The organism is Streptomyces sp. NPDC028289, from assembly GCF_055565975.1.
Map to the genome: position 1 here is coordinate 296,608 of NZ_JBVHTI010000008.1, position 25,808 is coordinate 322,415.

General features: G+C 71.8%; 30 protein-coding genes and 1 riboswitch. Of the genes, 16 read left to right on the top strand and 14 right to left on the bottom strand.

What is annotated here, in order from left to right; all coding sequences use genetic code 11:
* Nucleotides 1-166: 166 nt before the first annotated feature.
* Genes bioD through bioB form a run of 3 tightly spaced genes read right to left on the bottom strand, consistent with a single transcriptional unit; the run spans nt 167 to nt 3,382 of the window.
* Nucleotides 167-883 carry a dethiobiotin synthase gene (gene bioD, locus ACZ4UV_RS37900; protein WP_467844795.1) on the bottom strand — a complete coding sequence of 239 codons (717 nt, stop codon included), beginning with the start codon at nt 881-883 and terminating at the stop codon, nt 167-169.
* 2 nt (nt 884-885) lie between these two features.
* Complete coding sequence (locus ACZ4UV_RS37905; RefSeq protein WP_451022487.1) at nt 886-2,172, bottom strand: adenosylmethionine--8-amino-7-oxononanoate transaminase; 1,287 nt, start codon at nt 2,170-2,172, stop codon at nt 886-888.
* Nucleotides 2,165-3,382 carry a biotin synthase BioB gene (bioB, locus tag ACZ4UV_RS37910; RefSeq protein ID WP_451022488.1) on the bottom strand — a complete coding sequence of 406 codons (1,218 nt, stop codon included), beginning with the start codon at nt 3,380-3,382 and terminating at the stop codon, nt 2,165-2,167. The genes ACZ4UV_RS37905 and bioB overlap by 8 nt, the downstream gene beginning before the upstream one ends.
* A gap of 147 nt (nt 3,383-3,529) precedes the next feature.
* Here bioB and ACZ4UV_RS37915 point away from each other — a divergent pair, with 147 nt between their 5' ends.
* Nucleotides 3,530-4,657, top strand: a complete 1,128-nt coding sequence (locus ACZ4UV_RS37915) for an 8-amino-7-oxononanoate synthase (protein ID WP_390047167.1) — start codon at nt 3,530-3,532, stop codon at nt 4,655-4,657.
* Between the two features lie 111 nt (nt 4,658-4,768).
* On the opposite strand, the gene ACZ4UV_RS37920 is transcribed toward ACZ4UV_RS37915, so the two are convergent.
* Together ACZ4UV_RS37920 and ACZ4UV_RS37925 are read right to left on the bottom strand one after the other, a co-directional pair.
* On the bottom strand, nt 4,769-4,996 hold the full coding sequence (locus ACZ4UV_RS37920) for a DUF397 domain-containing protein (protein WP_351502114.1): 228 nt from the start codon (nt 4,994-4,996) through the stop codon (nt 4,769-4,771).
* A gap of 9 nt (nt 4,997-5,005) precedes the next feature.
* On the bottom strand, nt 5,006-5,866 hold the full coding sequence (locus ACZ4UV_RS37925; RefSeq protein WP_467844348.1) for a helix-turn-helix domain-containing protein: 861 nt from the start codon (nt 5,864-5,866) through the stop codon (nt 5,006-5,008).
* Nucleotides 5,867-6,078: 212 nt separating this feature from the next.
* Between ACZ4UV_RS37925 and ACZ4UV_RS37930 the strand changes: the two genes are divergently transcribed.
* Nucleotides 6,079-6,537 (top strand): ATP-binding protein, encoded by a 459-nt coding sequence (locus ACZ4UV_RS37930; protein WP_451022490.1) that lies wholly within the window; start codon nt 6,079-6,081, stop codon nt 6,535-6,537.
* Between the two features lie 33 nt (nt 6,538-6,570).
* On the opposite strand, the gene ACZ4UV_RS37935 is transcribed toward ACZ4UV_RS37930, so the two are convergent.
* From ACZ4UV_RS37935 to ACZ4UV_RS37945, 3 genes are all read right to left on the bottom strand, one after another.
* Nucleotides 6,571-7,044, bottom strand: a complete 474-nt coding sequence (locus tag ACZ4UV_RS37935; RefSeq protein ID WP_351502118.1) for a C40 family peptidase — start codon at nt 7,042-7,044, stop codon at nt 6,571-6,573.
* 3 nt (nt 7,045-7,047) lie between these two features.
* A riboswitch (cyclic di-AMP (ydaO/yuaA leader) is annotated at nt 7,048-7,229 on the bottom strand.
* Nucleotides 7,230-7,593: 364 nt separating this feature from the next.
* The gene (locus ACZ4UV_RS37940) at nt 7,594-7,902 is read right to left on the bottom strand and encodes a hypothetical protein (RefSeq protein ID WP_467844352.1); all 309 of its coding nucleotides are present in this window, start codon (nt 7,900-7,902) and stop codon (nt 7,594-7,596) included.
* Between the two features lie 7 nt (nt 7,903-7,909).
* Complete coding sequence (locus ACZ4UV_RS37945) at nt 7,910-8,545, bottom strand: ATP-dependent Clp protease proteolytic subunit (RefSeq protein WP_390047162.1); 636 nt, start codon at nt 8,543-8,545, stop codon at nt 7,910-7,912.
* A gap of 139 nt (nt 8,546-8,684) precedes the next feature.
* Here ACZ4UV_RS37945 and ACZ4UV_RS37950 point away from each other — a divergent pair, with 139 nt between their 5' ends.
* The 8 genes from ACZ4UV_RS37950 to ACZ4UV_RS37985 all read left to right on the top strand — a co-directional run bounded on the left by ACZ4UV_RS37950 (nt 8,685) and on the right by ACZ4UV_RS37985 (nt 16,011).
* Nucleotides 8,685-8,972 (top strand): type II toxin-antitoxin system Phd/YefM family antitoxin, encoded by a 288-nt coding sequence (locus ACZ4UV_RS37950; RefSeq protein WP_390047160.1) that lies wholly within the window; start codon nt 8,685-8,687, stop codon nt 8,970-8,972.
* A gap of 453 nt (nt 8,973-9,425) precedes the next feature.
* Nucleotides 9,426-9,728, top strand: coding sequence for an urease subunit gamma (locus ACZ4UV_RS37955; protein WP_037782101.1), 303 nt, complete (start codon nt 9,426-9,428; stop codon nt 9,726-9,728).
* Nucleotides 9,729-9,743: 15 nt separating this feature from the next.
* Complete coding sequence (locus tag ACZ4UV_RS37960; protein WP_351502126.1) at nt 9,744-10,055, top strand: urease subunit beta; 312 nt, start codon at nt 9,744-9,746, stop codon at nt 10,053-10,055.
* Nucleotides 10,048-11,769, top strand: a complete 1,722-nt coding sequence (locus tag ACZ4UV_RS37965; protein WP_451022841.1) for an urease subunit alpha — start codon at nt 10,048-10,050, stop codon at nt 11,767-11,769. Before ACZ4UV_RS37960 ends, ACZ4UV_RS37965 begins: the two co-directional genes overlap by 8 nt.
* Before the next feature lie 15 nt (nt 11,770-11,784).
* Complete coding sequence (locus tag ACZ4UV_RS37970) at nt 11,785-12,462, top strand: urease accessory protein UreF (protein ID WP_451022842.1); 678 nt, start codon at nt 11,785-11,787, stop codon at nt 12,460-12,462.
* 367 nt (nt 12,463-12,829) lie between these two features.
* Complete coding sequence (gene ureG, locus ACZ4UV_RS37975; protein WP_390041134.1) at nt 12,830-13,510, top strand: urease accessory protein UreG; 681 nt, start codon at nt 12,830-12,832, stop codon at nt 13,508-13,510.
* Nucleotides 13,507-14,268, top strand: a complete 762-nt coding sequence (locus ACZ4UV_RS37980; protein WP_451022714.1) for an urease accessory protein UreD — start codon at nt 13,507-13,509, stop codon at nt 14,266-14,268. Before ureG ends, ACZ4UV_RS37980 begins: the two co-directional genes overlap by 4 nt.
* Before the next feature lie 138 nt (nt 14,269-14,406).
* A complete protein-coding gene (locus tag ACZ4UV_RS37985) occupies nt 14,407-16,011 on the top strand; it encodes an alpha/beta hydrolase (protein WP_451022715.1) in 1,605 nt (534 codons plus the stop codon).
* A gap of 72 nt (nt 16,012-16,083) precedes the next feature.
* On the opposite strand, the gene ACZ4UV_RS37990 is transcribed toward ACZ4UV_RS37985, so the two are convergent.
* Entirely contained in the window at nt 16,084-16,809 is a 726-nt protein-coding gene (locus tag ACZ4UV_RS37990; RefSeq protein WP_451022716.1) for a lysophospholipid acyltransferase family protein, read from the bottom strand.
* A 307-nt stretch (nt 16,810-17,116) separates the two neighbouring features.
* Nucleotides 17,117-17,350 carry a hypothetical protein gene (locus ACZ4UV_RS37995; RefSeq protein WP_467844360.1) on the bottom strand — a complete coding sequence of 78 codons (234 nt, stop codon included), beginning with the start codon at nt 17,348-17,350 and terminating at the stop codon, nt 17,117-17,119.
* A gap of 116 nt (nt 17,351-17,466) precedes the next feature.
* Between ACZ4UV_RS37995 and ACZ4UV_RS38000 the strand changes: the two genes are divergently transcribed.
* Nucleotides 17,467-17,874, top strand: coding sequence for a DUF6153 family protein (locus ACZ4UV_RS38000; protein WP_451022718.1), 408 nt, complete (start codon nt 17,467-17,469; stop codon nt 17,872-17,874).
* Between the two features lie 84 nt (nt 17,875-17,958).
* A complete protein-coding gene (locus ACZ4UV_RS38005) occupies nt 17,959-18,576 on the top strand; it encodes a DUF305 domain-containing protein (RefSeq protein ID WP_467844363.1) in 618 nt (205 codons plus the stop codon).
* Nucleotides 18,577-18,621: 45 nt separating this feature from the next.
* On the opposite strand, the gene rocD is transcribed toward ACZ4UV_RS38005, so the two are convergent.
* From rocD to ACZ4UV_RS38020, 3 genes are all read right to left on the bottom strand, one after another.
* On the bottom strand, nt 18,622-19,848 hold the full coding sequence (gene rocD, locus ACZ4UV_RS38010) for an ornithine--oxo-acid transaminase (protein WP_467844799.1): 1,227 nt from the start codon (nt 19,846-19,848) through the stop codon (nt 18,622-18,624).
* A gap of 29 nt (nt 19,849-19,877) precedes the next feature.
* Entirely contained in the window at nt 19,878-20,687 is an 810-nt protein-coding gene (gene ddaH, locus ACZ4UV_RS38015) for a dimethylargininase (RefSeq protein WP_451022530.1), read from the bottom strand.
* 145 nt (nt 20,688-20,832) lie between these two features.
* On the bottom strand, nt 20,833-21,318 hold the full coding sequence (locus tag ACZ4UV_RS38020; protein WP_093505900.1) for an Lrp/AsnC family transcriptional regulator: 486 nt from the start codon (nt 21,316-21,318) through the stop codon (nt 20,833-20,835).
* Nucleotides 21,319-21,429: 111 nt separating this feature from the next.
* Between ACZ4UV_RS38020 and ACZ4UV_RS38025 the strand changes: the two genes are divergently transcribed.
* Genes ACZ4UV_RS38025 through ACZ4UV_RS38040 form a run of 4 tightly spaced genes read left to right on the top strand, consistent with a single transcriptional unit; the run spans nt 21,430 to nt 25,463 of the window.
* Nucleotides 21,430-22,179, top strand: a complete 750-nt coding sequence (locus ACZ4UV_RS38025; RefSeq protein ID WP_351499365.1) for a LytR/AlgR family response regulator transcription factor — start codon at nt 21,430-21,432, stop codon at nt 22,177-22,179.
* A gap of 2 nt (nt 22,180-22,181) precedes the next feature.
* The gene (locus ACZ4UV_RS38030) at nt 22,182-22,541 is read left to right on the top strand and encodes a hypothetical protein (RefSeq protein WP_390041150.1); all 360 of its coding nucleotides are present in this window, start codon (nt 22,182-22,184) and stop codon (nt 22,539-22,541) included.
* Between the two features lie 31 nt (nt 22,542-22,572).
* A complete protein-coding gene (locus tag ACZ4UV_RS38035) occupies nt 22,573-24,285 on the top strand; it encodes a sodium/solute symporter (protein ID WP_451022531.1) in 1,713 nt (570 codons plus the stop codon).
* Nucleotides 24,282-25,463 carry a sensor histidine kinase gene (locus tag ACZ4UV_RS38040; RefSeq protein ID WP_390041154.1) on the top strand — a complete coding sequence of 394 codons (1,182 nt, stop codon included), beginning with the start codon at nt 24,282-24,284 and terminating at the stop codon, nt 25,461-25,463. Before ACZ4UV_RS38035 ends, ACZ4UV_RS38040 begins: the two co-directional genes overlap by 4 nt.
* Nucleotides 25,464-25,585: 122 nt before the next feature.
* Here ACZ4UV_RS38040 and ACZ4UV_RS38045 read toward each other — a convergent pair whose 3' ends face one another.
* Nucleotides 25,586-25,765 carry a hypothetical protein gene (locus ACZ4UV_RS38045; protein ID WP_293996352.1) on the bottom strand — a complete coding sequence of 60 codons (180 nt, stop codon included), beginning with the start codon at nt 25,763-25,765 and terminating at the stop codon, nt 25,586-25,588.
* Between the last annotated feature and the right edge of the window lie 43 nt (nt 25,766-25,808).

The window sequence follows — 25,808 nt, forward strand, 5'->3', positions numbered from 1 at the left end:
TCAGCTTCCCGGGGGTTGGTCCGTCGGGGGGGGGGGGTGGGGGCGCGGGCGGCCCGTTCCCCCGCGCGGCCGCCCCCCCCCCCCCCCCGCGGCGGGGGGGGGGGGGGGGGCCACCCCCGCGACCAGCCACGATGGCGCCGCCCCCGGCCGACGGCCTGCCGGGGCACTACGGCGCTTCCCGCCCCCGGAACGCCTCCGCGTCCCAGGTGCCGTCCAGCCGGGCCGACAGCCAATTCGGCGCCGCCGCACGGAAGTCGGCGGGTGCGAGGGCTCCGGCGCCGGCGGGCAGCGCGCCCAGCAGGGGTGCCCCGGCCACCTCCGGCAGGTCCGCGACGTTGCACCGCGAGGCCAGATCGGGGGAGCTTGGCCAGCTGCCGATCACCACACCCAGCAACTCCAGCTCACTCCGACGTAGTTCACGGGCCGTCAGCTCCGTGGTGTTCAACGTGCCCAGCCCGGCCGACGCCACCACCAGCACCGGCGCGTTCAGCAGCCGGGCCGCGTCCGCCAGGGTGCCGCCCGCCGCGTCGAACCGGACGAGCAGGCCGCCCGCGCCCTCGACCAGCACCAGTTCGTGCTCGGTGGCCAGCTTGGCGGCGGCCTCGGCCACGTCCTGCGGCCGCACGGGGGGCATCCCCGCCCTGCGGGCCGCCGTGCCCGGCGCCAACGGCTCGGGGAACCTGGCCACTTCGGCCGCCGTCACGGCACCCGCGAGGCGCGCTACCTCGTCGGCGTCCCCGCGCTCGTCGGGTCGTACCCCCGTCTGCGCGGCCTTCAGGACCGCCACCGAGCGGCCGGCCGCGAGCGCGGCGGCGGCGACCGCGGCCGTGGTGACCGTCTTGCCGACCTCCGTGCCCGTCCCCGTGATCACCAGGATCGGCATGCTCATCCCTCCCGCGCGGCGGCGCACACCGCGCGCGCGATCCGTGCCACGTCCGCGTCGCCCGTGACGTACGGCGGCATCGTGTACACGAGGTCGCGGAACGGCCGCAGCCAGACGCCCTCGCGCACGGCGGCGGCCGTGGCGGCCTTCATGTCGACGTCGTGGTCGAGTTGGACGACCCCGACGGCTCCGAGGACCCGGACGTCCCGGACCCCGGGGAGCTCCCGGGCCGGTGCCAGGCCCTCCCGCAGCCCGGCCTCGATCCGCTTGACCTCCGCGAGCCAGTCCTGGGCGAGCAGCAGCCCCAGCGAGGCGCAGGCGACCGAGGCCGCGAGCGGGTTGCCCATGAACGTCGGCCCGTGCGCCAGCACCGGCACCTCGCCCCGCGAGATCCCCTCGGCCACCGCGGGCGTGCACAGCGTCGCCGCCATCGTCAGGTAACCGCCGGTCAGTGCCTTGCCGACGCACATCACGTCCGGGGTGACGGCCGCGTGGTCGGCGGCGAACAGCGCGCCGGTGCGCCCGAAGCCGGTCGCGATCTCGTCGAACACCAGCAGCACGTCGTGCGCGTCGCACGCCTCGCGCAGCACCCGCAGGTAGGCGGGGGAGTGGAACCGCATCCCGCCGGCGCCCTGCACCACCGGCTCCACGATCACCGCGGCCAGCTCGTGCGCGTGCCGCTCGATCGCGGACCGCAGGTGCTCGGCGTACGACTCGTCGTACTCCGCCGGCGGCGCGTCGGCGAACACCTGGCGGGGCAGCACCCCGGACCAGAGCTCGTGCATGCCGCCCTCGGGGTCGCAGACGGACATGGGCTGCCAGGTGTCGCCGTGGTAGCCGCCGCGCCAGGTCAGCAGGCGCTGCTTCGCGGGGCGGCCGAGGGAGCGCCAGTACTGCAGGCACATCTTCACCGCGACCTCGACCGACACCGACCCCGAGTCGGCGAGGAAGACGTGCTCCAGGCCGGCGGGCGAAATGTCGACCAGGAGCTTGGCCAGGCGGACGGCGGGCTCGTGGGTGAGCCCGCCGAACATCACATGGCTCATCCGGCCGAGCTGGTCGCGCGCCGCCTCGTTGAGCACCGGGTGGTTGTAGCCGTGGATCGCCGACCACCACGACGACATGCCGTCGACCAGCTCGCCCGAGCCGTCCGCGAGCCGCAGCCGGACCCCGCTCGCCGACTCCACGACGAGCGGTTCGGCCCGGCCGGGCATCGGACCGTACGGGTGCCAGACGTGCCGGCGGTCGAGCTCCAGCAGCTCGGGGACGCTCAGGCCGGGGTCAGGCATTGGGCGCGAGATCCGTTCCGGCCCCTCGGCGGCGGACGGCGACCAGGTCGGTGCGCGGTTCGTTGGCGGCGGGGACGGTCACAGCCTCGGCCGCATCCTCGTGGGAGCCGCAAACCGAGCCGCAACCGCCCTCCGGGTGGGACCCGCACCCGGCACCCTCGGCACCCTCGGCCCCGTGCGATCCGCAGCCACCGCCCCGGACCTCGGCCCGGTGCTGCGGCAGCGTCACCTCGTCCGAGCCCTCCACCACGAACCCGGCGTCCGCGATCATCTCCAGGTCGGCCTGGCCGGCCTGGCCCTCGGTGGTCAGGTAGTCGCCGAGGAAGATCGAGTTGGCCAGGTGCAGCGCCAGCGGCTGCATGGTGCGCAGATGGACCTCGCGGCCGCCCGCGATGCGCACCTCCACGTCGGGGCAGACGAACCGCACCATCGCCAGGATGCGCAGGCAGCGCTGCGGGGTGAGGTTCCACTCCTTGGCCAGCGGGGTGCCCTCGACCGGGATCAGGAAGTTGACCGGCACCGAGTCCGGGTCCAGCTCGCGCAGCGAGAAGACGACGTCGACCAGGTCCTTGTCACTCTCGCCCATACCGGCGATCAGACCGGAACAGGCCGACAGACCCGCCGCGTGCGCCTTGTTGACCGTGTCCACCCGGTCGGCGTACGTGTGCGTGGTCGTGATGTCCCCGTACGTCCCCTCGGACGTGTTGAGGTTGTGGTTGTAGGCGTCCGCGCCCGCCTCGCGCAGCCGCTCCGCCTGGCCGTCGGAGAGCAGACCGAGACAGGCGCACACCTCGACGCCCTCGTTCTGCTCCTTGATGGCCTTGATGGTGCCCGCGACCCGGTCGACGTCCCGGTCGGTCGGACCGCGCCCGCTCGCCACCAGACAGACCCGCTTGGCACCCCCGGCCAGACCCGCGGCGGCCGCCTTGGACGCCTCGTCGGGTTTCAGCCAGCTGTACTTCAGGATCCCGGTGGAGGAGCCCAGCCGCTGCGAGCAGTAGGAGCAGTCCTCCGGGCACAGGCCCGACTTGAGGTTGACCAGGTAGTTGAGTTTCACGCGCCGGCCGAACCAGTGGCGGCGCACCTTGCCGGCCGCGGCCACCACATCGAGCACGTCGTCGTCGGAGGTCGCCAGTACGGCGAGCGCTTCCTCGCGGGTCGGCAGCTCGCGCCGAAGCCCCTTGTCCACCAGCGTGTTCAGCAGGTCCATGAGAGCCGATCCTGTACTACGAGGCTGCTCCGGGCCAAGGAGAGTTTGCACAACCCTGTCAGTTCGACGTGTGGGTATTGCCACACAGTGGGCGCCTGATGATCCCGCTAGGGTCTGTCCACTGCCTACAAATTCACCGGAGGGGCCATGGCGTTCGGCTGGATCGACGAACAGGCGGAACAGCGCCGCCGCGCCGGACTCGTACGGACCCTGCGCCCCCGCCCCGCCGACTCGCCGCTGCTGGACCTCGCGAGCAACGACTACCTGGGCCTCGCCCACCACCCGGAGGTCGCCGAGGGCGCGGCCGCGGCGGCGCGGACCTGGGGCGGTGGCTCGACCGGCTCCCGGCTGGTGACCGGCACGACGGAGCTCCACACCGAACTGGAGCAGGAGCTGGCCGGATTCTGCGGGTTCGAGGCCGCCCTGGTCTTCTCCTCCGGCTATGCCGCGAACCTCGCCGCCGTCACCACGCTCGGCCCGCACGGCTCCCTGATCGTCTCCGACGCCCTCAACCACGCCTCCCTGATCGACGGCTGCCGGCTGGCCCGGGGCGCCACCCAGGTCGTCGGGCACGCCGACCCGGACGGCGTGCGCAAGGCCCTCGGGACGCACGAGGGCCCCGCCGTGGTCGTCTCCGACACGGTGTTCTCCGTGGACGGGGACGCGGCACCGCTGGCCGCACTGGCCGAGGCGTGCCGGGAGCACGGTGCCGGGCTGCTCGTCGACGACGCCCACGGGCTCGGGGTTCTCGGGGACGGCGGCCGGGGCGCGCCGGACGCGGCCGGGCTCTCCGGAGCCGAGGACGTGGTGGTCACGGCGACCCTGTCGAAGTCGCTGGGCAGTCAGGGCGGGGTCGTGCTGGGCCCGGCCCGGGTGATCGACCACCTCGTCAACGCGGCCCGGACCTTCATCTTCGACACCGGCCTGGCCCCCGCCGCGGCGGGGGCGGCCCTGGCGGCCCTGCGGCTGCTGCGCCGCGAGCCCGGACGTGCGGCCCGGGCCCGCGAGGTGGCCGCGGAACTGCACGCACGGTTGACCGCCGCGGGTCTGGAAGCGGTACGTCCGGACGCCGCGGTGGTCTCCGTGCGGGCCCCGTCCCCGGAGCAGGCCGTGCAGTGGGCGGCCGACTGCCGGACGGCAGGCCTGGCCGTGGGCTGTTTCCGTCCGCCGTCGGTGCCGGACGGCATCTCACGGCTCAGGCTGACCGCCCGTGCGGACCTCTCCGGGGCCGAGATCGAACGCGCTGTACATGTGATCGGCAAGACACGACCATGAGTCGGCGTGACACGGCCGGGCCTGGCTCGCGAGCGGATACGGAGTCGGGGATGGATGGGGTACGAGTCTGATCCGTTTCGTTCGTGTCTGATCAGACTCTTCTGGGGCTGATCAGCCGGCGAACGCCGAAGTGAAACCCGCCCAGCTCTCGGGGGAGAAGAGCAGCGCGGGTCCGGCCGGAACCTTGGAGTCGCGCACGGCGAGCAGTCCGGCCGAGGGGCCGGAGCGCGGCCGTGCCGTCTCCACGCAGTTGTTCGCTCCGGTGCTGTAGCTGCTGCGCAGCCACCGCAGTCCGTGCAGATCAGCACTTGAAGGTACGTTCCGAGGCAGTGCAGTCATGGTGCCTCCTTACGCGCCGTCAGCTATTGCGGCGATGTAATCCAACGAGTCCTCGGGGGAAAGGGCGTGGATCCGGAGCGTGTCGAAGGCCTCCGTGTAGGCCTGGAGGTCTTCTTTCCGCTCCAGGTAGAGGCTACTCGTCAACTGGTCGATAACAACCACGTCCAGATCAGAAGTGCTCGGAAATGAGAAGATTACGAAAGGTCCGGTGATGCCGATATGCGCCCCGGCCGCGAACGGCAGCACCTGGAGCCGTACCTGGGGCAACCGGGCTGCCTCCACCAGCCGGGTCAACTGCCGCGTCATCACGCCCGGGCCACCCACCTCGCGCCGTAGCACCGCTTCGTCCAGCACCGCGTTCAGCTCCAGCGGCGGATCGTTGTGCAGCACGTCCTGCCTGGCCAGACGCACCTCCACCAGGGTGTCCAGGGCCTCGTCGTCGGGCCCGTCCATGGCCGCCCGGGTCACCGCACGCGCGTACTCGGGGGTCTGCAGCAACCCCGGCACGACCAGGGTCTCCAGCGTGCGCATCGCGCCTGCCTGTGACTCCAGGCTGATGAAATCGCGGTAGGCGGGCGGCAGGACCCCCCGATAGGCGTGCCACCAGTGGTGCCGTCCCGCCGTGTCCTCCGACCCCGCCAACACCAGCAGCAACTTGCGCAGTTGCCCCTCGACCACGCCGTAGGCGTCCAGGAGTAACCGCACATCGGCCGGTTTCACACCGCTGGCGCCGGTCTCGATCCGGCTCACTTTCGACTGATGCCAGCCCACCAGACGGGCGGCCTCACCGCTCGTGAGGCCGGCGCCGGTGCGCAGAGTGCGCAGTTCGGCGCCCAGTTTGCGGCGGCGCACCGCGGGACCGTTCTGCATGGGCTACTCCTTACTCCTTCCGAGCCGCCCAAATACGGTCTGAGGTCGCAGAGTTCACCGCTTCGAGCGACAGATATATGCATATCTTGGTGGATCGCTCCCCGTGACCGGCCCGGTAATGGCAGTCTGGCGAAGAAGCACCAGTCCGGGACCGTACTCGAACCATCCGCTCCGTGTCGGACTCCGGTCCCGAGGAAAGGGACGACGTCGCCATGGCAGACCACCTGGAAGCATCCGTCACTCTGCCGAGCGATCCCGCCTCGGTCTACGCCGCCCGCTCCTATGTGCTGGACACGCTCGCGGAGTGGGGGCTGCCGCCGGAGACGGAGACCGCGGACACCGTCCGCCTCATCGTCTCCGAACTCGCCACCAACGCCGTGCAGCACACCTTCGGGCAGTCACCCACCTTCACGGTGGACCTCGTGCTCGACCGGGACGAGCAGCTGCGCATCGGCGTCACGGACAGTCATCCGCGCTTCCCCAAGAGACTCCCCGCCGCGGTCCAGCAGGACAACGGGCGGGGCATGGTCATCATCCGCTGGCTGACCGCCGAGTGCGGCGGCAAGCTCCGGGTACGCCCCACCGGGGAGGGCGGCAAGACCGTCTCCATCGAACTGCCCTGGACGGTCCCGGCCGGCACCGTCACCGCGGCCGGCCAGCAGGAGCCGTAGCCCTGAGCTCCTGCCGGCCCGCTCACGGTGGGGTCAGCTGACCCGGCCGTACCAGACGCTGCGCGTCCAGATCTTCTGGAGCTTCACCACGTCCCCGGTCTTCGGGGCGTGCCAGATCTTTCCCTTCCCGGCGTAGATGCCGACGTGGTACACGCTGGAACCCGAGTGGAAGAAGACCAGGTCCCCGGCCTTGCGGTTGCCGGCCGAGATGTGACGGGTCTTGTTGTACTGCTGGGCCGCCGTTCGCGGCAGGGTCTTGCCCGCCTTCTTGAACGAGTACAGCGTCAGCCCGGAGCAGTCGAACCTGTTCGGTCCGGTGGCACCCCACCTGTAGGGCGCGCCCTTCTTCGAGGCGGCGACCTGAAGTGCCTTCGTCGCCATCGTGGCGGCCGAGGCATCGGAAGCGACACCCGGGATCACGATCGAGCCGCCCACGGCGGCGATGGTCAGTGCCGAGGCCGTACCGGCCCGGGCCATCAGCGACGGAACACGATTGAGCGCAGTCATGCGCAACCCTTCGTCAGCCGCCTGTGAAGGATGACCTGTCGGATTCGGGCTGGCGAAGTTGCCCGGCCGTGTTGCCACGGCTTCACCCCAAGGGCTGCTCGGCCCGGTCATGGCGCGACCTTGCCGGCGACCCGTCGTGCTTGGGTCCTCCACTCCTGCCGATGCACTTCTGTCGACGGGTCAATCCGGGCGGCGGCAGGACTCGGCGTCCGCCCGGACCGCCCCGCCGCTGTGGCGGGGGCTTGTCGTCAGACAGGGATCTTCACTCACGCGTGTCCGAAAATCCCAACGGAATCGGGGATTTGTGGGGTTACTCACCACCCACCCGTTCGGGTGGACAGCCCTGTGTTCGATTCTCCGTCAACTGCCCTGCGTAGCCCCGGACCTGCGCGGAAGCCGCTCGCGGGCACCCACGCACAGGCAACTTGAGCGGTCCTCGCGGTCAGGTAAAACCACGCCACACTCCGCCGGACGGCGGTAACCCCTTTGGATCGTTTCGACTCCGGCCCACTCGCCGTGTCGACGCGTGGGGCCGGAGTCCGGCGGGTGTCACCGTACGCAGTCGGGCGGGAGTACGACGCGAGCGGTCCGGCGCTCGCCGTCGAGCACCCGCAACGCCCGTGCCAGCGTGTCCCCGTGAAGCTCCGCCTCGCCCCGCTGATGCATCAGGGCCAGCGCGTCACGCAGCTCGGACGCCGCGCGCACCAGCGCCTGCGCGGCGCGCAGCCCGCGGTAGGTGTCCTCGTTCTGCGCCGGATTGATCCGGCCCAGCAAATCCACCACGTCCAGGTAACGGTCGATCAGCTCGCCCTCGGCGCGGGTCAGCGCGGGCAGCGGAGGAAGCTCCGGCGGCAGCATCGGCGGCTCACCCCGCGTCCGGCAGGCCGAGCGAGGGACGGCGGGTGGGCATCACCCGGTCCACCAGCCCGTACGCCAGCGCTTGCGGTGCGTCCAGGACCAGGTCCCGCTCCAGATCCCGGTGCACCTGTTCCGCCGTGCGCCCGGTGTGCCGGACGAGCATCCGTTCGAGCATCGCCCGGACCCGGTCCAACTCCTCCGCCTGGATGGCCAGATCACTCGGCTGGCCCTGTACCGGTTCCGGCAGCGACGGCTGCTGGAGGACGATGCGCGCGCCGGGCAGCACGGACCGCTTGCCCGGCGTGCCGGCCGCCAGCAGTACGGCGGCCGACGCCCCGGCCTGCCCGAGGCAGACCGTCTCCACCTCGCAGGTCACGTACTGGACCGTGTCGTAGATCGCGGCCATCGCGCTGTAGGACCCGCCCGGGGAGTTGATGTACAGCGAGATGTCCCGCTCCGGAGCCGCGTACTCCAGGTACATGAGCTGCGCCATCACGTCGTTGGCCGAGACCTCGTCGACGGGCGTGCCGAGGAAGACGATCCGCTCCTCCAGCAGCTTCGAGTACGGATCCATGGTGCGATGCCCCGCGGTCGTGCGTTCCGTGAACTCGGGCAGGACATAGCGGGCGGACGGTCGGGTCATGGCGTACCCCTCCTCGTGACTGAGGCGGCCCGGAGCCGGGCTCTCTGTTGAAAATGTACAGGACGTACAGATCATCGAGTGAGGATTCCGCTGTGGCCGAACAAGATGTGATGTCCGGGGTGCCCCGTAAGCTGGGTTCATGGCCTACGAGATTCCGGTGACCCAAGCCAGGGCTGAGCTCGCCGAACTGATCAACAGGGTGGTGTACGGCGGTGAGCGCGTCGTCGTGACGCGCCACGGCAAGCCGCTGGTCGCCCTCGTCTCCGCCACCGACCTCGAACGCCTCGAAGAGCTTCCGGAACCCGCCGAGGAGCACGTGGACCACGTGGTCAGCTCCGTCTCCCCGGTCCGCGAGACCGCCGCCGTACGCCCGGAGCGGGGCCGCTTCGGCATCGCGGCGGAGCACAGGGGGGCCGCGGGCGCCTGAACGAGCGACGCCCCCGAAGGGGCGTTGGGGGAGGAACGGCGCGACCAGCCACGACGGGGCTGCGAACGAACGAGTGCGCATCGTGGCACTTTCAGCCGGGCGCCCGGCACGTGTGAGGACGCGTGTCGCGGAGCTGATCCAGCGGCCCCCGGGTCGCCGCCACGACCGTCGGGCCTCACCGGAGCGTTCGGGTGAGGGCCGTTCGGGTGTCGCGGGACGGCGGTCGGCTTTCGACGCGGTGAGATGCGCCCCCGCGCGCCCGCCGTGAGGCTCATGTGCCGGTCATGAAGTGATCAAGGTCCGGTTAACGTCGCCGAAACTCCGGCGAACTAGCCTGCCGATCCACGCCACCTGGGGTTTTCCTAGCCGGATTGGGTCCGTGAGCCCAATCCGTCGCGGTGGCCGCGGCAACCGGACCCCGCACGGTCCGGAGCGAGGACTGTGAGGTGGGACGTGCAACTGACCCCGCACGAGCAAGAGAGGCTGCTGATCCACGTGGCGGCCGACGTGGCCGAGAAGCGCCGGGCCCGCGGGCTCCGGCTGAACCACCCCGAGGCGGTCGCCCTCATCACGTCGCACATCCTCGAAGGCGCGCGGGACGGCCGTACCGTCGCCGAACTCATGGCCTCCGGGCGCAAGCTGCTCACCAGGGACGACGTCATGGAGGGCATCCCCGAGATGATCCACGACGTCCAGGTCGAGGCGACCTTCCCGGACGGCACCAAGCTCGTCACCGTCCACGACCCGATCGTCTGAGGAGGCAGGCTGCCGATGATTCCCGGAGAGGTGCTGTTCGCCGACGGTCCTGTCGTATTCAATGCGGGCCGTGAGGTCACCCGGATGACCGTCCTCAACGCCGCCGACCGGCCCGTCCAGGTCGGCTCCCACTACCACTTCGCCGAGGCCAATCCCGGTCTGGAGTTCGACCGGGACGCGGCGCGCGGCAAGCGGCTCAACGTCGCCGCCGGCACCGCCGTCCGCTTCGAGCCCGGCATCCCCGTCGACGTCGAACTCGTCCCGCTCACCGGCGCCCGGGTGGTCCCCGGGCTTCGCGGCGAGACCGGAGGTGCCCTCGATGCCTGAGATCTCCCGCGCCGCCTACGCCGACCTGTTCGGGCCGACCACCGGCGACCGGATCCGGCTCGCCGACACCGACCTGCTCGTCGAGATCGAGGAGGACCGCTCCGGCGGCCCCGGACTCGCCGGGGACGAGGCGGTCTTCGGCGGCGGCAAGGTCATCCGCGAGTCCATGGGCCAGTCGCGTGCTACGCGCGCAGACGGCACCCCCGACACGATCATCACCGGTGCCGTGATCATCGACCACTGGGGCATCGTCAAGGCCGACATCGGCATCCGCGACGGCCGGATCACCGGCATCGGCAAGGCCGGCAACCCCGACACCATGGACGGCGTCCACCCCGACCTGGTGATCGGCCCCGAGACCGAGGTCATCGCCGGGAACGGCCGCATCCTCACCGCGGGCGGCGTGGACGCCCACGTCCACTTCATCTGCCCGCAGATCGCCGACGAGGCGCTGGCGGCGGGCATCACGACGCTGGTGGGCGGTGGCACCGGCCCCGCCGAGGGCTCGAAGGCGACCACCGTCACCCCCGGGCCGTGGCACCTCGCCCGGATGCTGGAGGCGATGGAGCAGTACCCGCTCAACATCGGCTTCCTCGGCAAGGGCAACACCGTCTCGCACGAGGCGATGCTCTCCCAGATCCGGGGCGGGGCACTGGGACTGAAGCTGCACGAGGACTGGGGGTCGACCCCGGCCGTCATCGACGCGGCCCTGACCGTCGCCGACCGGACGGGCATCCAGGTGGCCATCCACACGGACACGCTCAACGAAGCGGGATTCGTGGCGGACACGCTCGCCGCGATCGGCGGCCGCGGGATCCACGCCTACCACACCGAGGGCGCGGGCGGCGGGCACGCCCCCGACATCATGACCGTCGTCTCCGAACCGCACGTGCTGCCCAGCTCGACCAACCCGACCCGCCCGTACACGGTGAACACCGCCGAGGAACACCTCGACATGCTGATGGTGTGCCACCACCTCAACCCGGCGGTGCCGGAGGACCTGGCCTTCGCCGAGTCGCGGATCCGGCCGTCGACGATCGGCGCGGAGGACATACTCCACGACCTCGGCGCGATCTCGATCATCTCGTCCGACGCGCAGGCCATGGGACGCGTGGGCGAGGTGATCCTGCGGACCTGGCAGACCGCGCACGTGATGAAGCGACGGCGGGGCGCGCTGCCGGGTGACGGACGGGCCGACAACCACCGGGTACGGCGGTACGTCGCCAAGTACACGATCAACCCGGCCCTCGCCCAGGGGCTGGCCCGCGAGATCGGCTCGGTCGAGAGCGGGAAGCTCGCCGACCTCGTGCTCTGGGAGCCCGCGTTCTTCGGGGTCAAGCCACAGCTCGTCCTCAAGGGCGGGCAGATCGCCTACGCGCAGATGGGCGACGCCAACGCGTCGATCCCGACGCCCCAGCCGATCCTGCCGCGCCCGATGTACGGGGCGATCGGACGGGCGCCGGCCGCCAACTCCTTCAACTTCGTCGCCCCGTTGGCGATCGAGGACGGCTTGCCGGAGCGGCTGCAGCTCGGGAAGCGGTTCGTCGCCATCGAGTCGACCCGTGGCGTGACCAAGGCGGACATGCGGGAGAACGACGCGCGTCCGCGGGTCCGGGTCGATCCCGACAGCTTCGCCGTGCACATCGACGGGGAGCTGGTCGAGGCGACACCGGCCGCCGAACTGCCCATGGCTCAGCGTTACTTCCTCTTCTGAGAGCTGGTGGGTGTGGTGTCACGGGCGGCGTTGCTGGTACTGGCCGACGGCCGCTTTCCCGCCGGAGGGCATGCGCACTCCGGCGGAGCGGAGGCGGCCGTCAAGGCCGGGCGGATCACCGGGGCCGCGAGCCTGGAGGAGTACTGCCGGGGGCGGCTGCACACGGCCGGGCTGGTGGCCGGGGCGTTCGCCGCGGCCGCGGTACTAGGCCTGGACGTAGGGGAGTTGGACGCGGCGGCCGACGCGCGGACGCCGTCGGCCGCGCTGCGGGGAGCAGCGCGCAGGCTCGGGCGGCAGCTGCTGCGGGCCGCGCGGGTGGCCTGGCCGGCTGCTGAACTCGACGCCCTGGCACGGGAGTTCCCTAAGGGGGCTCATCAGCCGGTGGTGCTGGGGGTGGTGGCCAGGGCGGCGGGGCTTTCGGCGGAGGACGCGGCGTACTGCGCGGTGTACGAGTGCGTGAGTGGGCCGGTCACGGCGGTGGTGCGGTTGCTGAGTCTGGATCCGTTCGAGGCGACGGGGGTGCTGGCGCGGTTGGCGGGGGAGATGGAGCTGGTGGTCGACCGGGGGGTGGAGGCGGCCCGGAGGGTGGTCGCGGGGGCGGGGGTCGAGGGGTTGCCTGCGGCTTCGGCGCCGTTGATGGAGATCGGGGCGGAGTGGCATGCGGGGTGGGCGGTGCGGTTGTTCGCGTCGTAGGGGGGTGCCGCCCCCGCCGCCCCTACCCGTCCCGTCCTTCCAGGGGGTGGGCCCCCTTCGACCGCCCGGTTTCGGGGGCTGCCGCCCCCGGACCCCCGCTTCGGCCTGAACGGCCTCGTCCTCAAACGCCGGACGGGCTGGTGGGGGTGCGGACCGGCTCTCGTCCTCAAGCCGGACGGGTTGAGAGGGGGTGTCGGGCGGCCTTCGTCGGACGCTCGGACGGGTTGAGGGGGGTGTCGGGCGCCCTTCGTCGGACGCTCGGACGGGCTGAGAGGGAGTGCCGGCCGGTCGTCGTCCTCAGGCGCCGGAGGGCTGGGAGTTGTCGAACAGGCCGATCGGAAGGCCAAGTGATTCTAAGGAGCCGTACATGCATCTCGACCACGACCACCACCACGGCCCGGCTGCCCTCAGCGCCGACGCCCATCGGCCCGACGGGGCGCGGCGGGCGCTTCGGATCGGACTCGGGGGGCCGGTGGGGTCCGGGAAGACCGCTACCGTTGCCGCTCTGTGCCGGGCGCTGCGGGACGAGTTGTCCCTGGCCGTCGTCACCAATGACATCTACACCCGGGAGGACGCCGAGTTCCTGCTCCGGGAGGCCGTGTTGCCGCCGGAGCGGATCGCCGCCGTCGAGACGGGGGCGTGTCCGCACACCGCGATCCGGGACGACATCTCGGCCAATCTCGAAGCCGTGGAGGACCTGGAGGACGCGGTCGGGCCGCTGGATCTCATCCTCGTCGAGTCGGGTGGGGACAATCTCACCGCCACCTTCTCCAAGGGGCTCGTGGACGCGCAGATCTTCGTGATCGACGTGGCGGGAGGGGACGACATCCCGCGGAAGGGCGGGCCGGGGGTGACCACGGCCGACCTGCTCGTCGTCAACAAGACGGACCTGGCGCCCTACGTCGGGTCGGATCTGGCGCGGATGGCCGCCGACGCCAAGGCGCAGCGCGCCGAACTGCCGGTCGTCTTCCAGTCGTTGCGCAGCGAGGCCGGTGTCGCGGAGGTGGCCGCGTGGGTGCGGGAGCGGCTCGTGGCGTGGGCCGTATGACGGCGACGGGGGTGCGCGCCGTCGCCCGGATCGTCGCACGGGACGACGGGCGGGGCGGTACCTCTCTTCCCGTGCTGGAGGGCGAGGGGCCGCTCGCACTGCGGCGTACCCGGGGGAGCGGGGCCGAGGCCCGGGTGATGGTCGTCGGGGCGATGAGCGGGCCGCTCGGCGGGGACCGGTTCGGGATCGAGGCCAGGGTCGAGGAAGGGGCCCGGCTGCGGGTCGGGTCGGCGGCCGCGACCATCGCCCTGCCGGGGCAGGGGAAGGAGGAGGCTCGGTACGACGTCCGGCTCGATGTCGCCGACGGGAGTGAACTGCGGTGGCTGCCCGAGCAGTTGATCTCCGCCAACGGGAGTGATCTGTGTGTGACGACTCGCGTCGAGGTCGGGGCGCGGGGCCGGCTCGTGCTGCGGGAGGAGCAGGTGCTCGGGCGGGTGGGGGAGGAGCCCGGGCGGCTCAGCAGCCGGCTCACCGTGCGGGTGGCCGGGAAGGCCGTGCTGGACCAGGAACTCGCCTGTGGGCCCGGGGCGCCCGGTGGCTGGGACGGGGCCGCCGTGCTGGCGGGACATCGCGCGGTCGGGCAACTCGTCGTCGTACGACCGGAGTTTGCGGTGCGGCCGATGGAGGCACGGATGCTGGGAGAAGGGGCCGCGCTCACGCCGCTCGCCGGGCCCGCGGTGTTGGTGAGTGCGGTGGCGGGCGACGCGCTGCGGCTGCGCAGGGTCCTGGACGAGGCGTTGGGCCGGCTGGACGAGTGATCCGCTCAGCGGGTCGAGCGGGATCCGAACGTCCGGTTATCGGATTGATAAAGACGGCTGTCGGGCCCTGTTCTCAGCAGCCTCACAGCCGGAAGTATCTCCCCTGACCATTCGTCACCAGGTAGGGGAGGGGCCCACTTGAAGGACAACTTCAGATCGAGGAGCCGGACGCTGGCGCTCGGTTCGGCCGGAGCACTCGTCACGGCCAGCCTGATCACCGGTGCCCTGGCGGCACCCGCCGCCGGCGCCGAGGCCCGGCACGGCGGCCAGGACCGCGCGCAGCAGGGCGCGGCGATCGCGGCCGAACGGGCCGCGAAGGCCGGGATCGACTGGGCCGACTGCCCGGCCGACTGGGCCCTGACCAAGCCCGTCCAGTGCGGCTGGGTCAGCGTGCCGCTCGACTACACCAAGCCCTACGGCAAGCAGATCAGGCTCGCCGTCGACCGAATAGGCAACACGGGGACGCCGGCGGAGCGCCAGGGCGCGCTCGTCTACAACCCCGGCGGCCCGGGCGGCTCGGGCATGCGCTTCCCGCTCCGGGTCACCAACAAGAACCCCCTGTGGGTCAACGCCTCGAAGGCGTACGACTTCGTGGGCTTCGACCCGCGCGGCGTCGGCCACTCCGCACCCATCTCCTGCGAGGACCCGCAGGAGTTCGTGAAGGCCCCCAAGGCCGACCCGGTGCCCGACACCGAGGCCGACAAGACCGCACAGCGCAAGCTCGCCAAGCAGTACGCGGACGGCTGCGCCGAGCGCACCGGCCGCGCGATGCTCCAGCAGATGACCACCGCGAACACCGCCCGTGACCTGGACGTCATCCGGGCCGCGCTCGGCGAGCAGAAGCTCAACTACCTCGGTGTCTCGTACGGCACCTACCTCGGCGCGGTGTACGGGACGCTGTTCCCGGGGCACGTGCGCCGGATGATCGTCGACAGTGTCGTCAACCCGTCGCGCAAGAACATCTGGTACCAGGCCAACCTGGACCAGGACGTCGCCTTCGAGGGCCGCTGGAAGGACTGGGAGGACTGGGTCGCCGCGCACGACGCCGCCTTCCACCTGGGGACCACGCGGGACGCCGTCCAGGCCAAGTGGCTCCAGCTGCGCGCCACCGCCAAGGCGAACCCGATCGGCGGGGTCGTCGGACCGGCCGAGCTGATCGGCTTCTTCCAGAGCGCGCCGTACTACGACTCCTCGTGGGTCCCGGTCGCCACGGTGTTCAGCAAGTACTTCGCCGGTGACACCCAGGCCCTGGTCGACGCGGCCGCCCCGGACCTGACCGACACCGCCGGCAACATCACCTCGGAGAACGGCAACGCCGTCTACACGGCCGTCGAGTGCACCGACGCCAAGTGGCCCACCGGCTGGCACAAGTGGGACCGCGACAACACCGAGCTCAACAAGCAGTACCCCTTCATGACCTGGGCCAACGCCTGGCTCAACCTGCCCTGTGCCACGTGGCCGGTCGAGCAGCAGACCCCGGTGGAGGTCAGGACCCACAAGGGTCTGCCGCCGGTGCTGATCGTGCAGTCCACGCGTGACGCCGCCACCCCGTACCCCGGGGCCGTCGAACTGCACAAGCGTTTCCAGGGCTCCCGCCTCATCACCGAGCAGGGCGCCGGCTCGCACGGCGTGACCGGCCTGGTCAACCCGTGCATCAACAACCGCGTCGACACCTACCTGCTCACCGGCACGCTGGACGGCGCCGACGTCACCTGCGGCCCGCACGCCACTCCGCAGCCGTAACCACCGTCTCCCGTACGACGACGAGGGGCGGCCGGAAGACTCCGGCCGCCCCTCACTTCTCCGTCCACCGCCTCAGCTCAGCGGCGCCCGCGGGAACCTGCGCTCCTTCGCGCCCTTCGCCGCCGTCTGTTCGGCCTTGACGACGGCCGCGTACTCGTCGACGTACTCCTGCTCGGACAGGGTCAGGATGGCGTACATGATCTCGTCGGTGATGGCGCGCAGGACGGCCTTCTCGTGCTCCATCCCGGCGTAGCGGGAGAACTCGAGGGGCTTGCCGAAGCGGATCACGACGGGGTGGACGTTCGGGATGACCTTGCCGGGCGGCTGCGCCTCGAAGGTGCCGATCATCGCGCAGGGGATCACCGGGACACCGGCCCGCAGCGCCATCACGGCGACCCCGACCTTGCCCTTGTACAGGCGGCCGTCGTGCGAGCGTGTGCCCTCCGGATAGATGCCGAGCAGCTCGCCCTTGCCCAGCACCCCGAGCCCCTCCCGGATCGCGGCCTGGCCCGCCTCCTTGCCGGAGCGGTCCACCGGGATCTGCCCGGCGCTGCGGAAGAAGAAGGCGGTCAGCCGGCCCCGCACCCCCGGCCCCGTGAAGTACTCGGCCTTGGCGAGGAAGGTGATGCGCCGTTTGAGGACGGCCGGCATCAGGAAGTGGTCGGAGAAGGAGAGATGGTTGCCGGCGATGATCGCCGGTCCCGACGACGGCACATGCTCCAGGCCCTCGATCCGCGGCCGGAACACCACTCTCAGCAGCGGCCCCAGCAGTACGTACTTGAGCAGGTAGTAGAACACGGCTCGCCCCTCACTTTGCCAGCTCCCCTGCGAGCTGGTGCCATCCCAGGTCATTACTGCTTGCCCAGCGTTCGGCTCACGTGCGCCTGCGCGCCCGTGCGGAGTGTGGGCCTGCTCAAGGAAGCTTCAATGTACCTGGGACGGATGCGGCTGAGATTTCCTGGATCTTCGGCCCAGTGTCGCAGCGATACGAGGGTGAGTCACTACGAGTGGACAGCAGCGCCGCCGCGCATCCCCCGCCGAGGTGGCCCTGCTGTCGTGCTGTCATTTACAGGTAGCAGGGGCTCTGGGGCTGCGACGCCAGATCTCAACCGGCGTACACCCGGCCCTGCTTCACCACGTGGTGCACCGGCTGGGAGCAGCCGATGGACGGGGTGACCGGCAGACTGACGGCGAGGGGCGCGGGTTCCGTGTCCCCCACCGTGCCCCGGTCGGATTCCTTCCGGGTACCGGTGTCGTGCGTGTAGACCTGCGACCGCACCGAGGCGGCGTACTCGTCCTCCGGTGACCGCAGCGCGGTGAGCGTGATCTCCTGCGTCATCCCCCCTCGGGCATTCTCGACGACAGCAACGCGCAGCGGTGGGAATGACTCCGCGGCGGCCGTTTCGGGCCGTGTCCGTGCCGGCGGGCACTCAGGGAATGCATAGGATGGCCCCGATGCGCCCCACCGAGCAGCCCGCCCCGCGACCGCCGTACCGGCAGTGGCGTGCCGTGCTCGTGCTGGGCCTGCTGGCCGGGCTGTTCGGCATGCACGCGCTGGCACCCGGCGGTCTCATGGGAATGCACGGCGGGCACGAGCGGGCCGTCTCCCACGCGACGGTCACGGCCACCGCGTACGACGGCTGCTCCGGCGACGACGGGCACTGCGGCGGCGACCACGCGCAGCACGCCGACGCGACCTGCGCCTCCGGCGCGGTGAGCGGCGGACCGGCGCTGCCCGCGCTGGTCCCGGACCCGGTCCCCGTCCGCCCGGCCGCCTGCCCGGCGGCCTTCCGCCCGGCCACGGCACCGGACGGCGCGCGAGCACCCCCCGACCTGGCCGAACTCCAGCTCCTGCGGATCTAGAGGCACCCCAGCAGGCCGTGCGCGTTCAGCGCAACGGTCGTGCTCCCGCGTGCCCGACTCACACCCAGTAGCAGGAGTTCCAGCATGACCAGCAGGCGTACCCGTGCCGTCCTCGTCGCGCTCACCGCGACCGCCGCCCTCGCCCTCACCGCGTGCGGCAGCGGCGACGACGGCGCCGACACCGCACACGCGTCCCACTCGGCGGCGGCCGGCGCCACCGCCTCCGCCACCGCCGGTGCCCACAACGCGCAGGACGTGTCCTTCGCCCAGAGCATGATCCCGCACCACCAGCAGGCCCTGGAGATGGCCGGGCTCGCCGTCGACCGTGCCTCCTCCGCTCAGGTGCGGGACCTCGCCGCCCGGATCGAGAAGGCCCAGGACCCGGAGATCAGGACCATGACCGGCTGGCTGAAGGCCTGGGGCGAGGACGTGCCCATGGCGGGCATGGACCACAGCGGCCACGCCGGCATGACTGGGATGATGTCCGACAAGGACATGACCATGCTGAAGCAGGCCAAGGGGACGGACTTCGACACGATGTTCCTGACCATGATGGTCCAGCACCACCAGGGCGCCGTGGAGATGGCCGGCACCGAGAAGGCCAAGGGCGACTACGGCCCGGCCACGACCATGGCCGACTCCATCGTCACCGCGCAGAACGCCGAGATCAAGGAGATGAACAAGCTCCTCGGCAAGGGCTGAGCAGAGACGGCGGCGGCCGCGCCCACCGGCGCGGCCGCCGTCCGCTCAGGCCGTCAGCACCTTCTCCAGCGCCCCCAGCGCCGACCGCAGTTCCTCCGCCGTGACGGTCAGCGGCGGGGCCAGCCGGATCGTGGAGCCGTGGGTGTCCTTGACCAGGACGCCCTCGCGCATCAGGCGCTCGCCGATCTCCCGCCCGGTGCCGAGCGCCGGGTCCACGTCGACGCCCGCCCACAGCCCGCGTGAGCGGAAGCCGACCACGCCGTTGCCGACGAGTTCCGTCAGGCCGTCCCGCAGGACCACGCCCAGCTCGGCGGCCCGGCGCTGGAAGTCGCCGCTCTCCAGCAGCTCGACCACCGCCGTGCCGACCGCTGCCGCGAGCGGGTTGCCGCCGAACGTCGAGCCGTGCTCGCCGGGATGCAGGACCCCGAGCACCTCCCGCCGGGCCACCACCGCCGACACCGGCACGATCCCGCCGCCCAGCGCCTTGCCGAGCAGCACCACGTCCGGCACCACGTCCTCGTGGTCGACGGCGAGGGTGCGGCCGGTGCGGCCGAGGCCGGACTGGATCTCGTCCGCGACGAAGAGGCAGTTCTTGCGCCGGGTCAGCTCGCGGACCCCGGTCAGATAGCCGTCGTCGGGGATGAGTACCCCGGCCTCGCCCTGGATGGGCTCGATCAGCACGGCCGCCGTGGTCTCGTCGACCGCGGCCTCCAGCGCGGCCAGGTCGTTGTACGGCACGATCCGGAAGCCCGGCGTGAACGGGCCGAAGCCCGCCCGGGCGGTCTCGTCCGTGGAGAAGCTGACGATCGTGGTCGTACGGCCGTGGAAGTTGTCCGCGGCGACGACGATCGTGGCCCGGTCGGCCGGGACGCCCTTCACGTCGTACGCCCACTTGCGGGCCACCTTGATGCCGGACTCGACCGCCTCGGCGCCCGTGTTCATCGGCAGCACCATGTCCAGGCCGGTCAACTCGGCGAGCCGTTCGGCGAATTCGGCGAGCCGGTCGTTGTGGAAGGCGCGCGAGGTGAGGGTGAGGCGGTCCAGCTGGCGGTGCGCGGCCTCGATCAGCGCCGGGTGGCGGTGGCCGAAGTTGAGGGCCGAGTAGCCGGCCAGCATGTCGAGGTAGCGGCGGCCCTCGACGTCCTCCACCCAGGCGCCCTCGGCGCGGGCGACGACCACGGGCAGCGGGTGGTAATTGTGCGCGAGGACCGGTCCCTCCGCCTCGATCAGCTCGGCGGAGGTGCGTGCGCGTGCGCGTGCGGGTGCGGTCATCAGGGGGATCTCCTGGTCCTCGGCGGCTGTCAACGGATTTCCTGGGTGCAGCACTTGATGCCGCCGCCTGCCTTGTGGAACTCCGACAGGTCGACGGGGACGGGCTCGTAGCCCTGGTCGGCGAGTCGGGCGGCGAGCGCCTCGGCCTGCGGCGCGATGAAGACGTGGCGGCCGTCGGAGACCGAGTTCAGGCCCCACGCCAGCGCGTCGTCGCGGGTCGCGAGCACCGCCTCCGGGAACAGCCGGCGGAGCACCTCGCGGCTGCCGGCGGAGAAGGCCTCGGGGTAGTAGACGATGTTCTCCTCGTCGAGGACGAACAGCGCGGTGTCCAGGTGGTAGAAGTACGGGTCCACCAGGGTCAGGCTGATCACCGGATGGCCGAAGAACTCCTGGGCCTCCCGGTGCGCCTCGCGGGTGGTGCGGAACCCGGTGCCGGCGAGCAGGTACCGGCCCGTCCAGACCAGGTCGCCCTCGCCCTCGACCACCGAGCCCGGGCGGTACACGTCGTAGCCCGCGGTCTTGAACCAGAGGTCGTAGTGGGAGGACTCGGGGCGCCGCTCGGGCGCGTGGAAGAGCGAACCGAAGACGCGGCCGCCGACGACGACCGCCGAGTTCGCGGCGAACACCATGTCGGGCAGGCCGGGGACCGGCTCCAGCCGGTCGATGCTGTGGCCGTGGGCGCGGTAGGCGCCGATCAGCGCGGTCCACTGCTCCTGGGCCAGGTCGACGTCGACCCTGGTGTCGGGGTTCATCCAGGGATTGATCGCGTACTGCACGGCGAAATGTCTGGGTTCGCAGACAAGGAAGCGCCTGAGGCGCGGCACACGGCTTTCGGACACAGAGGGGTTCCTCCGCTTTCCCGCGGTGTCGACTGGGGGTTGACACCAAGGTAGAAAGCGTCGGATACGGACGACAAGAAACAAATGTTGCGCGTCTGCGCAGGAACGCTGCGTCTCCGGTCATACGAACGCAGCATCGGTGCGTTTACTCCGGCACGGGGTGCGTGGCCCCGGCCTCCGGGCTCTCCGGCAGCAGATGGGACAGCACCATCACGCTGATCGTCTTCCGGATGAACGGCTCCACCCGGATCCGCTCCAGCACCTCCTCGAAGTGGTCCACGTCCCGGGCCCGCACATGCAGCAGCGCGTCCGCGCCGCCGGTCACCGTCATGGCCGCGGTGATCTCCGGATGGTTGCGGACCACCTCCGCGAGCCGCCGGGGCGGGGCCGCGCCCTCGCAGTACACCTCGACGTACGCCTCCGTGCGCCAGCCGAGGGCCGCGGGTGTGACGGTGGCCGTGAACCCGGTGATCACACCGGTCTCGCGCAGCCGGTCGACCCGCCGCTTCACGGCCGTCGCGGAGAGCCCGACGGCCGCGCCGATCTCGGCGAAACTGGTCCGCGCGTTCGCCATCAACGCGGTGGTGATCTTCCGGTCGAGATCGTCGAAAGGGGCGGTGCCGCTGTTCATGCCCGCACTGTAACCACGGGCGGAGACACTTCGGGAACACCACGTCATCCGGCGCCGACGTCCACGTCCGGCACATGTCCAGCGCCGCGTTCCGCCGCCTACACTCCGTTCATGCTGCGCGCCCTCGCCGTCGACGACGAACTCCCCTCGCTGGAGGAGCTGCTCTACTTACTCAACGCCGATCCGCGCATCGGCAGCGTCGAGGGGGCCGGGGACGCCACCGAGGCGCTGCGCCGCATCACCCGCGCCCTGGAGTCCGGCCCCGAGGGCCCCGAGGCCATCGACGTCGTCTTCCTCGACGTCCAGATGCCCGGCCTGGACGGCCTGGACCTGGCCCGGCTGCTCACCGGCTTCGCCCGGCCGCCGCTGGTCGTCTTCGTCACCGCCCACGAGGACTTCGCGGTAAGGGCCTTCGATCTCAAGGCGGTCGACTACGTCCTGAAGCCGGTACGCAAGGAACGCCTCGCGGAGGCGGTACGCCGGGCCGCCGAACTGCGCGGCGCCGCACCCCGGATACCCGTGCACGAACCCGACCCCGACCACATACCCGTCGAACTCGGCGGCGTGACACGGTTCGTGGCGGTGGACGACATCACGCACGTCGAGGCCCAGGGCGACTACGCCCGCCTGCACACCGAGCGCGGCAGCCACCTCGTCCGCATCCCGCTGTCCACCCTGGAGGACCGCTGGCGCTCCCGCGGCTTCGTCCGCATCCACCGCCGCCACCTCGTCGCCCTCCGCCACGTCGGCGAACTCCGCCTGGACGCGGGCACGGTGAGTGTCCTGGTCGGCGCCGAGGAGCTCCAGGTCAGCCGGCGGCACGCCCGCGAGCTGCGGGACCTGCTGATGAGGAGGGCCTGACGATGCCCGCCGACCCCACCGAGCGCCGGGTCACCGTCACCGGCCCGCCCCGCCGCAGCCGCCGTACCTCCGGCTACTACCGGCCGCGCACCGAGATCGACGAGCAGACCACCCTCGGCCACACCTACGTGCGCTCCCTCATGCGCAGCCAACTGCGCGTCGCGCTCGTCGTGTTCGCCGTCCTGGTGCTGCTCGTCGGCCCGCTGCCGCTGGTCTTCGCCGCCGCCCCCGAGGCCCGCCGCCTGGAGTGGCTGGTGCTCGGCTTCTGCCTCTACGCCCCGCTGATCCTGCTCGCCCGCTGGTACGTGCGCCGCGCCGAACGCAACGAGGAGGACTTCGTCCGCCTCGTCGAGGACCGGTAGGACCGATGAACTCCAGCCCCGCCGAGGCCAGATGAACTCCAGCTACGCCGTCCCGGCGGTCGCCCTCGTCGTCGTCGCGACCGTCCTCGTCGGCGCCTTCGGCCTGCGCATCTCCCGGACCACCTCCGACTTCTACGTCGCCTCACGCACCGTCGGCCCCCGCCTCAACGCGGCCGCGATCAGCGGCGAGTACCTCTCCGCCGCCTCCTTCCTGGGCATCGCGGGCCTGGTTCTGGTCCAGGGCCCCGACATGCTCTGGTACCCGGTCGGCTACACCGCCGGCTACCTCGTCCTCCTCCTCTTCGTCGCCGCACCGCTGCGCCGCTCCGGCGCCTACACCCTCCCCGACTTCGCCGAGGCCCGGCTCGCCTCGCAGACCGTACGGCGGCTGGCGGGGGCGTTCGTCGTCGGCGTCGGCTGGCTCTACCTGCTGCCCCAGCTCCAGGGCGCCGGACTGACGCTGGCGGTCCTCACCGGCGCCCCCGACGCCCTCGGCGGGCTCATCGTCGCCGTCGTCGTGGTGGCCACCGTGGCCGCCGGCGGCATGCGCAGCATCACCTTCGTCCAGGCCTTCCAGTACTGGCTCAAGCTCACCGCCCTGCTCGTCCCCGCCCTCTTCCTCGTCCTCGCCTGGCAGCGCGCCGGCGCCCCCGTGCACGCCTTCGACGAACCGGCCGCCTTCCGCACCCAGCGCGTCGTGGACGTCCAGGACAGCCTCTCCCTCCGGCTCGACCGCCCGCTCACGGTCACCGTCTCCGGTACGGTCGACGGCCGCCCGCTCCGGGACACGCGGGTCATCCTCCCCGAGGGCACCCACCGCATCACCGCCGGCACCCGCCTGACCTTCGCCAAGGGCACCCGCGTCCCCGCCACCGACCGGGGCACCAACGGCGGCATGTCCACCTCGCTCGCCGAGAGCCGCGAGGAACGCCCGCTGTACGCCACGTACGGTCTGATCCTCGCCACCTTCCTCGGCACCATGGGCCTGCCGCACGTCGTCGTCCGCTTCTACACCAGCCCGCACGGCGTCGCCGCCCGCCGCACCACGGTCGCCGTGCTGGCCCTGATCGGCCTCTTCTATCTGTTGCCGCCCGTCTACGGCGCCCTCGGCCGCCTCTACACCCCCGAACTCACCCTCACCGGCGAGACGGACGCCGCCGTCCTGCTGCTGCCCGACCGGGTCGTCGGCGGCCTCGGCGGCGACCTGCTCGGCGCGCTGGTGGCGGGCGGCGCCTTCGCCGCGTTCCTCTCCACCGCCTCCGGACTCACCATGGCCGTCGCCGGAGTCCTCACCCAGGACGTCCTCCCGTCCCGCGGCGTACGGCACTTCAGACTCGGGACCGTCCTCGCCATGGCCGTACCGCTCGCCGCCGGCGTGCTGGTCGGCGGCCTGCCGGTCGCCGACGCCGTCGGACTGGCCTTCGCCGTGTCCGCCTCCTCCTTCTGCCCGCTGCTGGTCCTCGGCATCTGGTGGCGCCGGCTCACCCCGCCCGGCGCGGCCGCCGGGATGCTGGCCGGGGGCGGCTCGGCGTTCGGCGCGGTGGCCGCGACGATGGCCGACTTCCCCGGCACCGGCAGCCTGCACGCCCTGCTGGCCTGGCCCGCGCTCTGGTCGGTCCCGCTGGGCTTCCTCACCATGATCCTGGTCTCCCTGGCGACCCCGGGCCGGGTACCGCCCGGCACGGCCGCGATCCTGGCCCGCTTCCACCTGCCGGAAGAGCTGCGCGCGGAGGTCAAGGCGTGACCGGGTTCCTGGCGGGCCTCCTCGTGGCGGTCCTCCCGCTCCTCGCCGCCGGCTTCTGGCTCGGCCGCCGCACCGCACGCCCCGAGAACCTCGGCGGCCTCGGCACCCCCGTCGAGCACGCCACCTTCGAGACCCTGCACACCGCCTCCCTCGCCGCGCCCCCGCTGCGCGCGGGCCTCACCGAGGAGACCGCCCGCCGCTCGGCCCGCCGGCTGCGCACCCTGCTCGGCACCGACGCGCTCTGCCTCACCGACCACGAGAACCTGCTGGTCTGGGACGGCGTCGGCGACCACCACCGCACCGAGATCATGGCGCGGCTCGCCGGGCCGCTGGAGTCGGGCCGCGGCGAGGCCTTCCGGCTGCACTGCGAGACCCCCGACTGCCCGGTCCGCTGGGCCGTGATCACCCCGCTCACTGTCGACGACCGCGTCCACGGCACCCTGGTCGCCTGCGCCCCCCGCGAGTCCGCCGTCCTGGTCCGGGCGGCCGGCGAGGTCGCCCGCTGGGTCAGCGTCCAGCTGGAGCTGGCCGACCTGGACCGCTCCCGGACCCGCCTCATCGAGGCCGAGATCCGCGCCCTGCGCGCCCAGATCTCCCCGCACTTCATCTTCAACTCGCTCGCGGTGATCGCCTCATTCGTCCGCACCGACCCCGAACGGGCCCGCGAGCTGCTGCTGGAGTTCGCCGACTTCACCCGCTACTCGTTCCGCAGGCACGGCGACTTCACCACCCTCGCCGACGAGCTCCACGCCATCGACCACTACCTGGCACTGGTCCGGGCCCGCTTCGGCGACCGCCTCACGGTCACGCTCCAGATCGCCCCCGAGGTGCTCCCGGTCACCCTGCCCTTCCTCTGCCTCCAGCCGCTGGTCGAGAACGCCGTCAAACACGGCCTCGAGGGCAAGACCGGCACCTGCCACATCCAGATCACCGCGCAGGACGAGGGCGCCGAGGCCCTGGTCGTCATCGAGGACGACGGCGCCGGCATGGACCCGGTCCTGCTGCGCAGCATCCTCGCGGGCGAGACCAGTCCCTCCGGGGGTATCGGTCTGTCCAACGTCGACGACCGGCTCCGCCAGGTGTACGGGGACGACCACGGGCTGGTCATCGAGACGGCGCCCGGTGCGGGGATGAAGATCACCGCGCGGTTGCCGAAGTACCAGCCCGGGGTGCACTAGCGCTCCGCGGGGCGCCGTTGTTCGGGTGCGGCGCCGTGGGGGCTGGTCGCGCAGTTCCTCCCCCAGCCTTCGGCCGGGGGTACCCCCAGCGCCCCTATGGGGCGCGCTTCCGCCGGCCGGAATCAATTGCTCTGGGTTACCACCATCGCCAGTGTCAGCAGGCCCAGTACCACCCACCCGAACCAGAGCCAGCCGTTGCTGCCGAGGGCCACCGTGTAGGCCGTCACCACGACCAGGCCGCCGACGGTGAGCACCCCCATCGCCTTGGTGGCACCGTTCGAGCCGTTCGCAGAACCGGGCATCGCGACACCCTCCTCATGGTCCGACTCCCTCCATGGTGCCCCG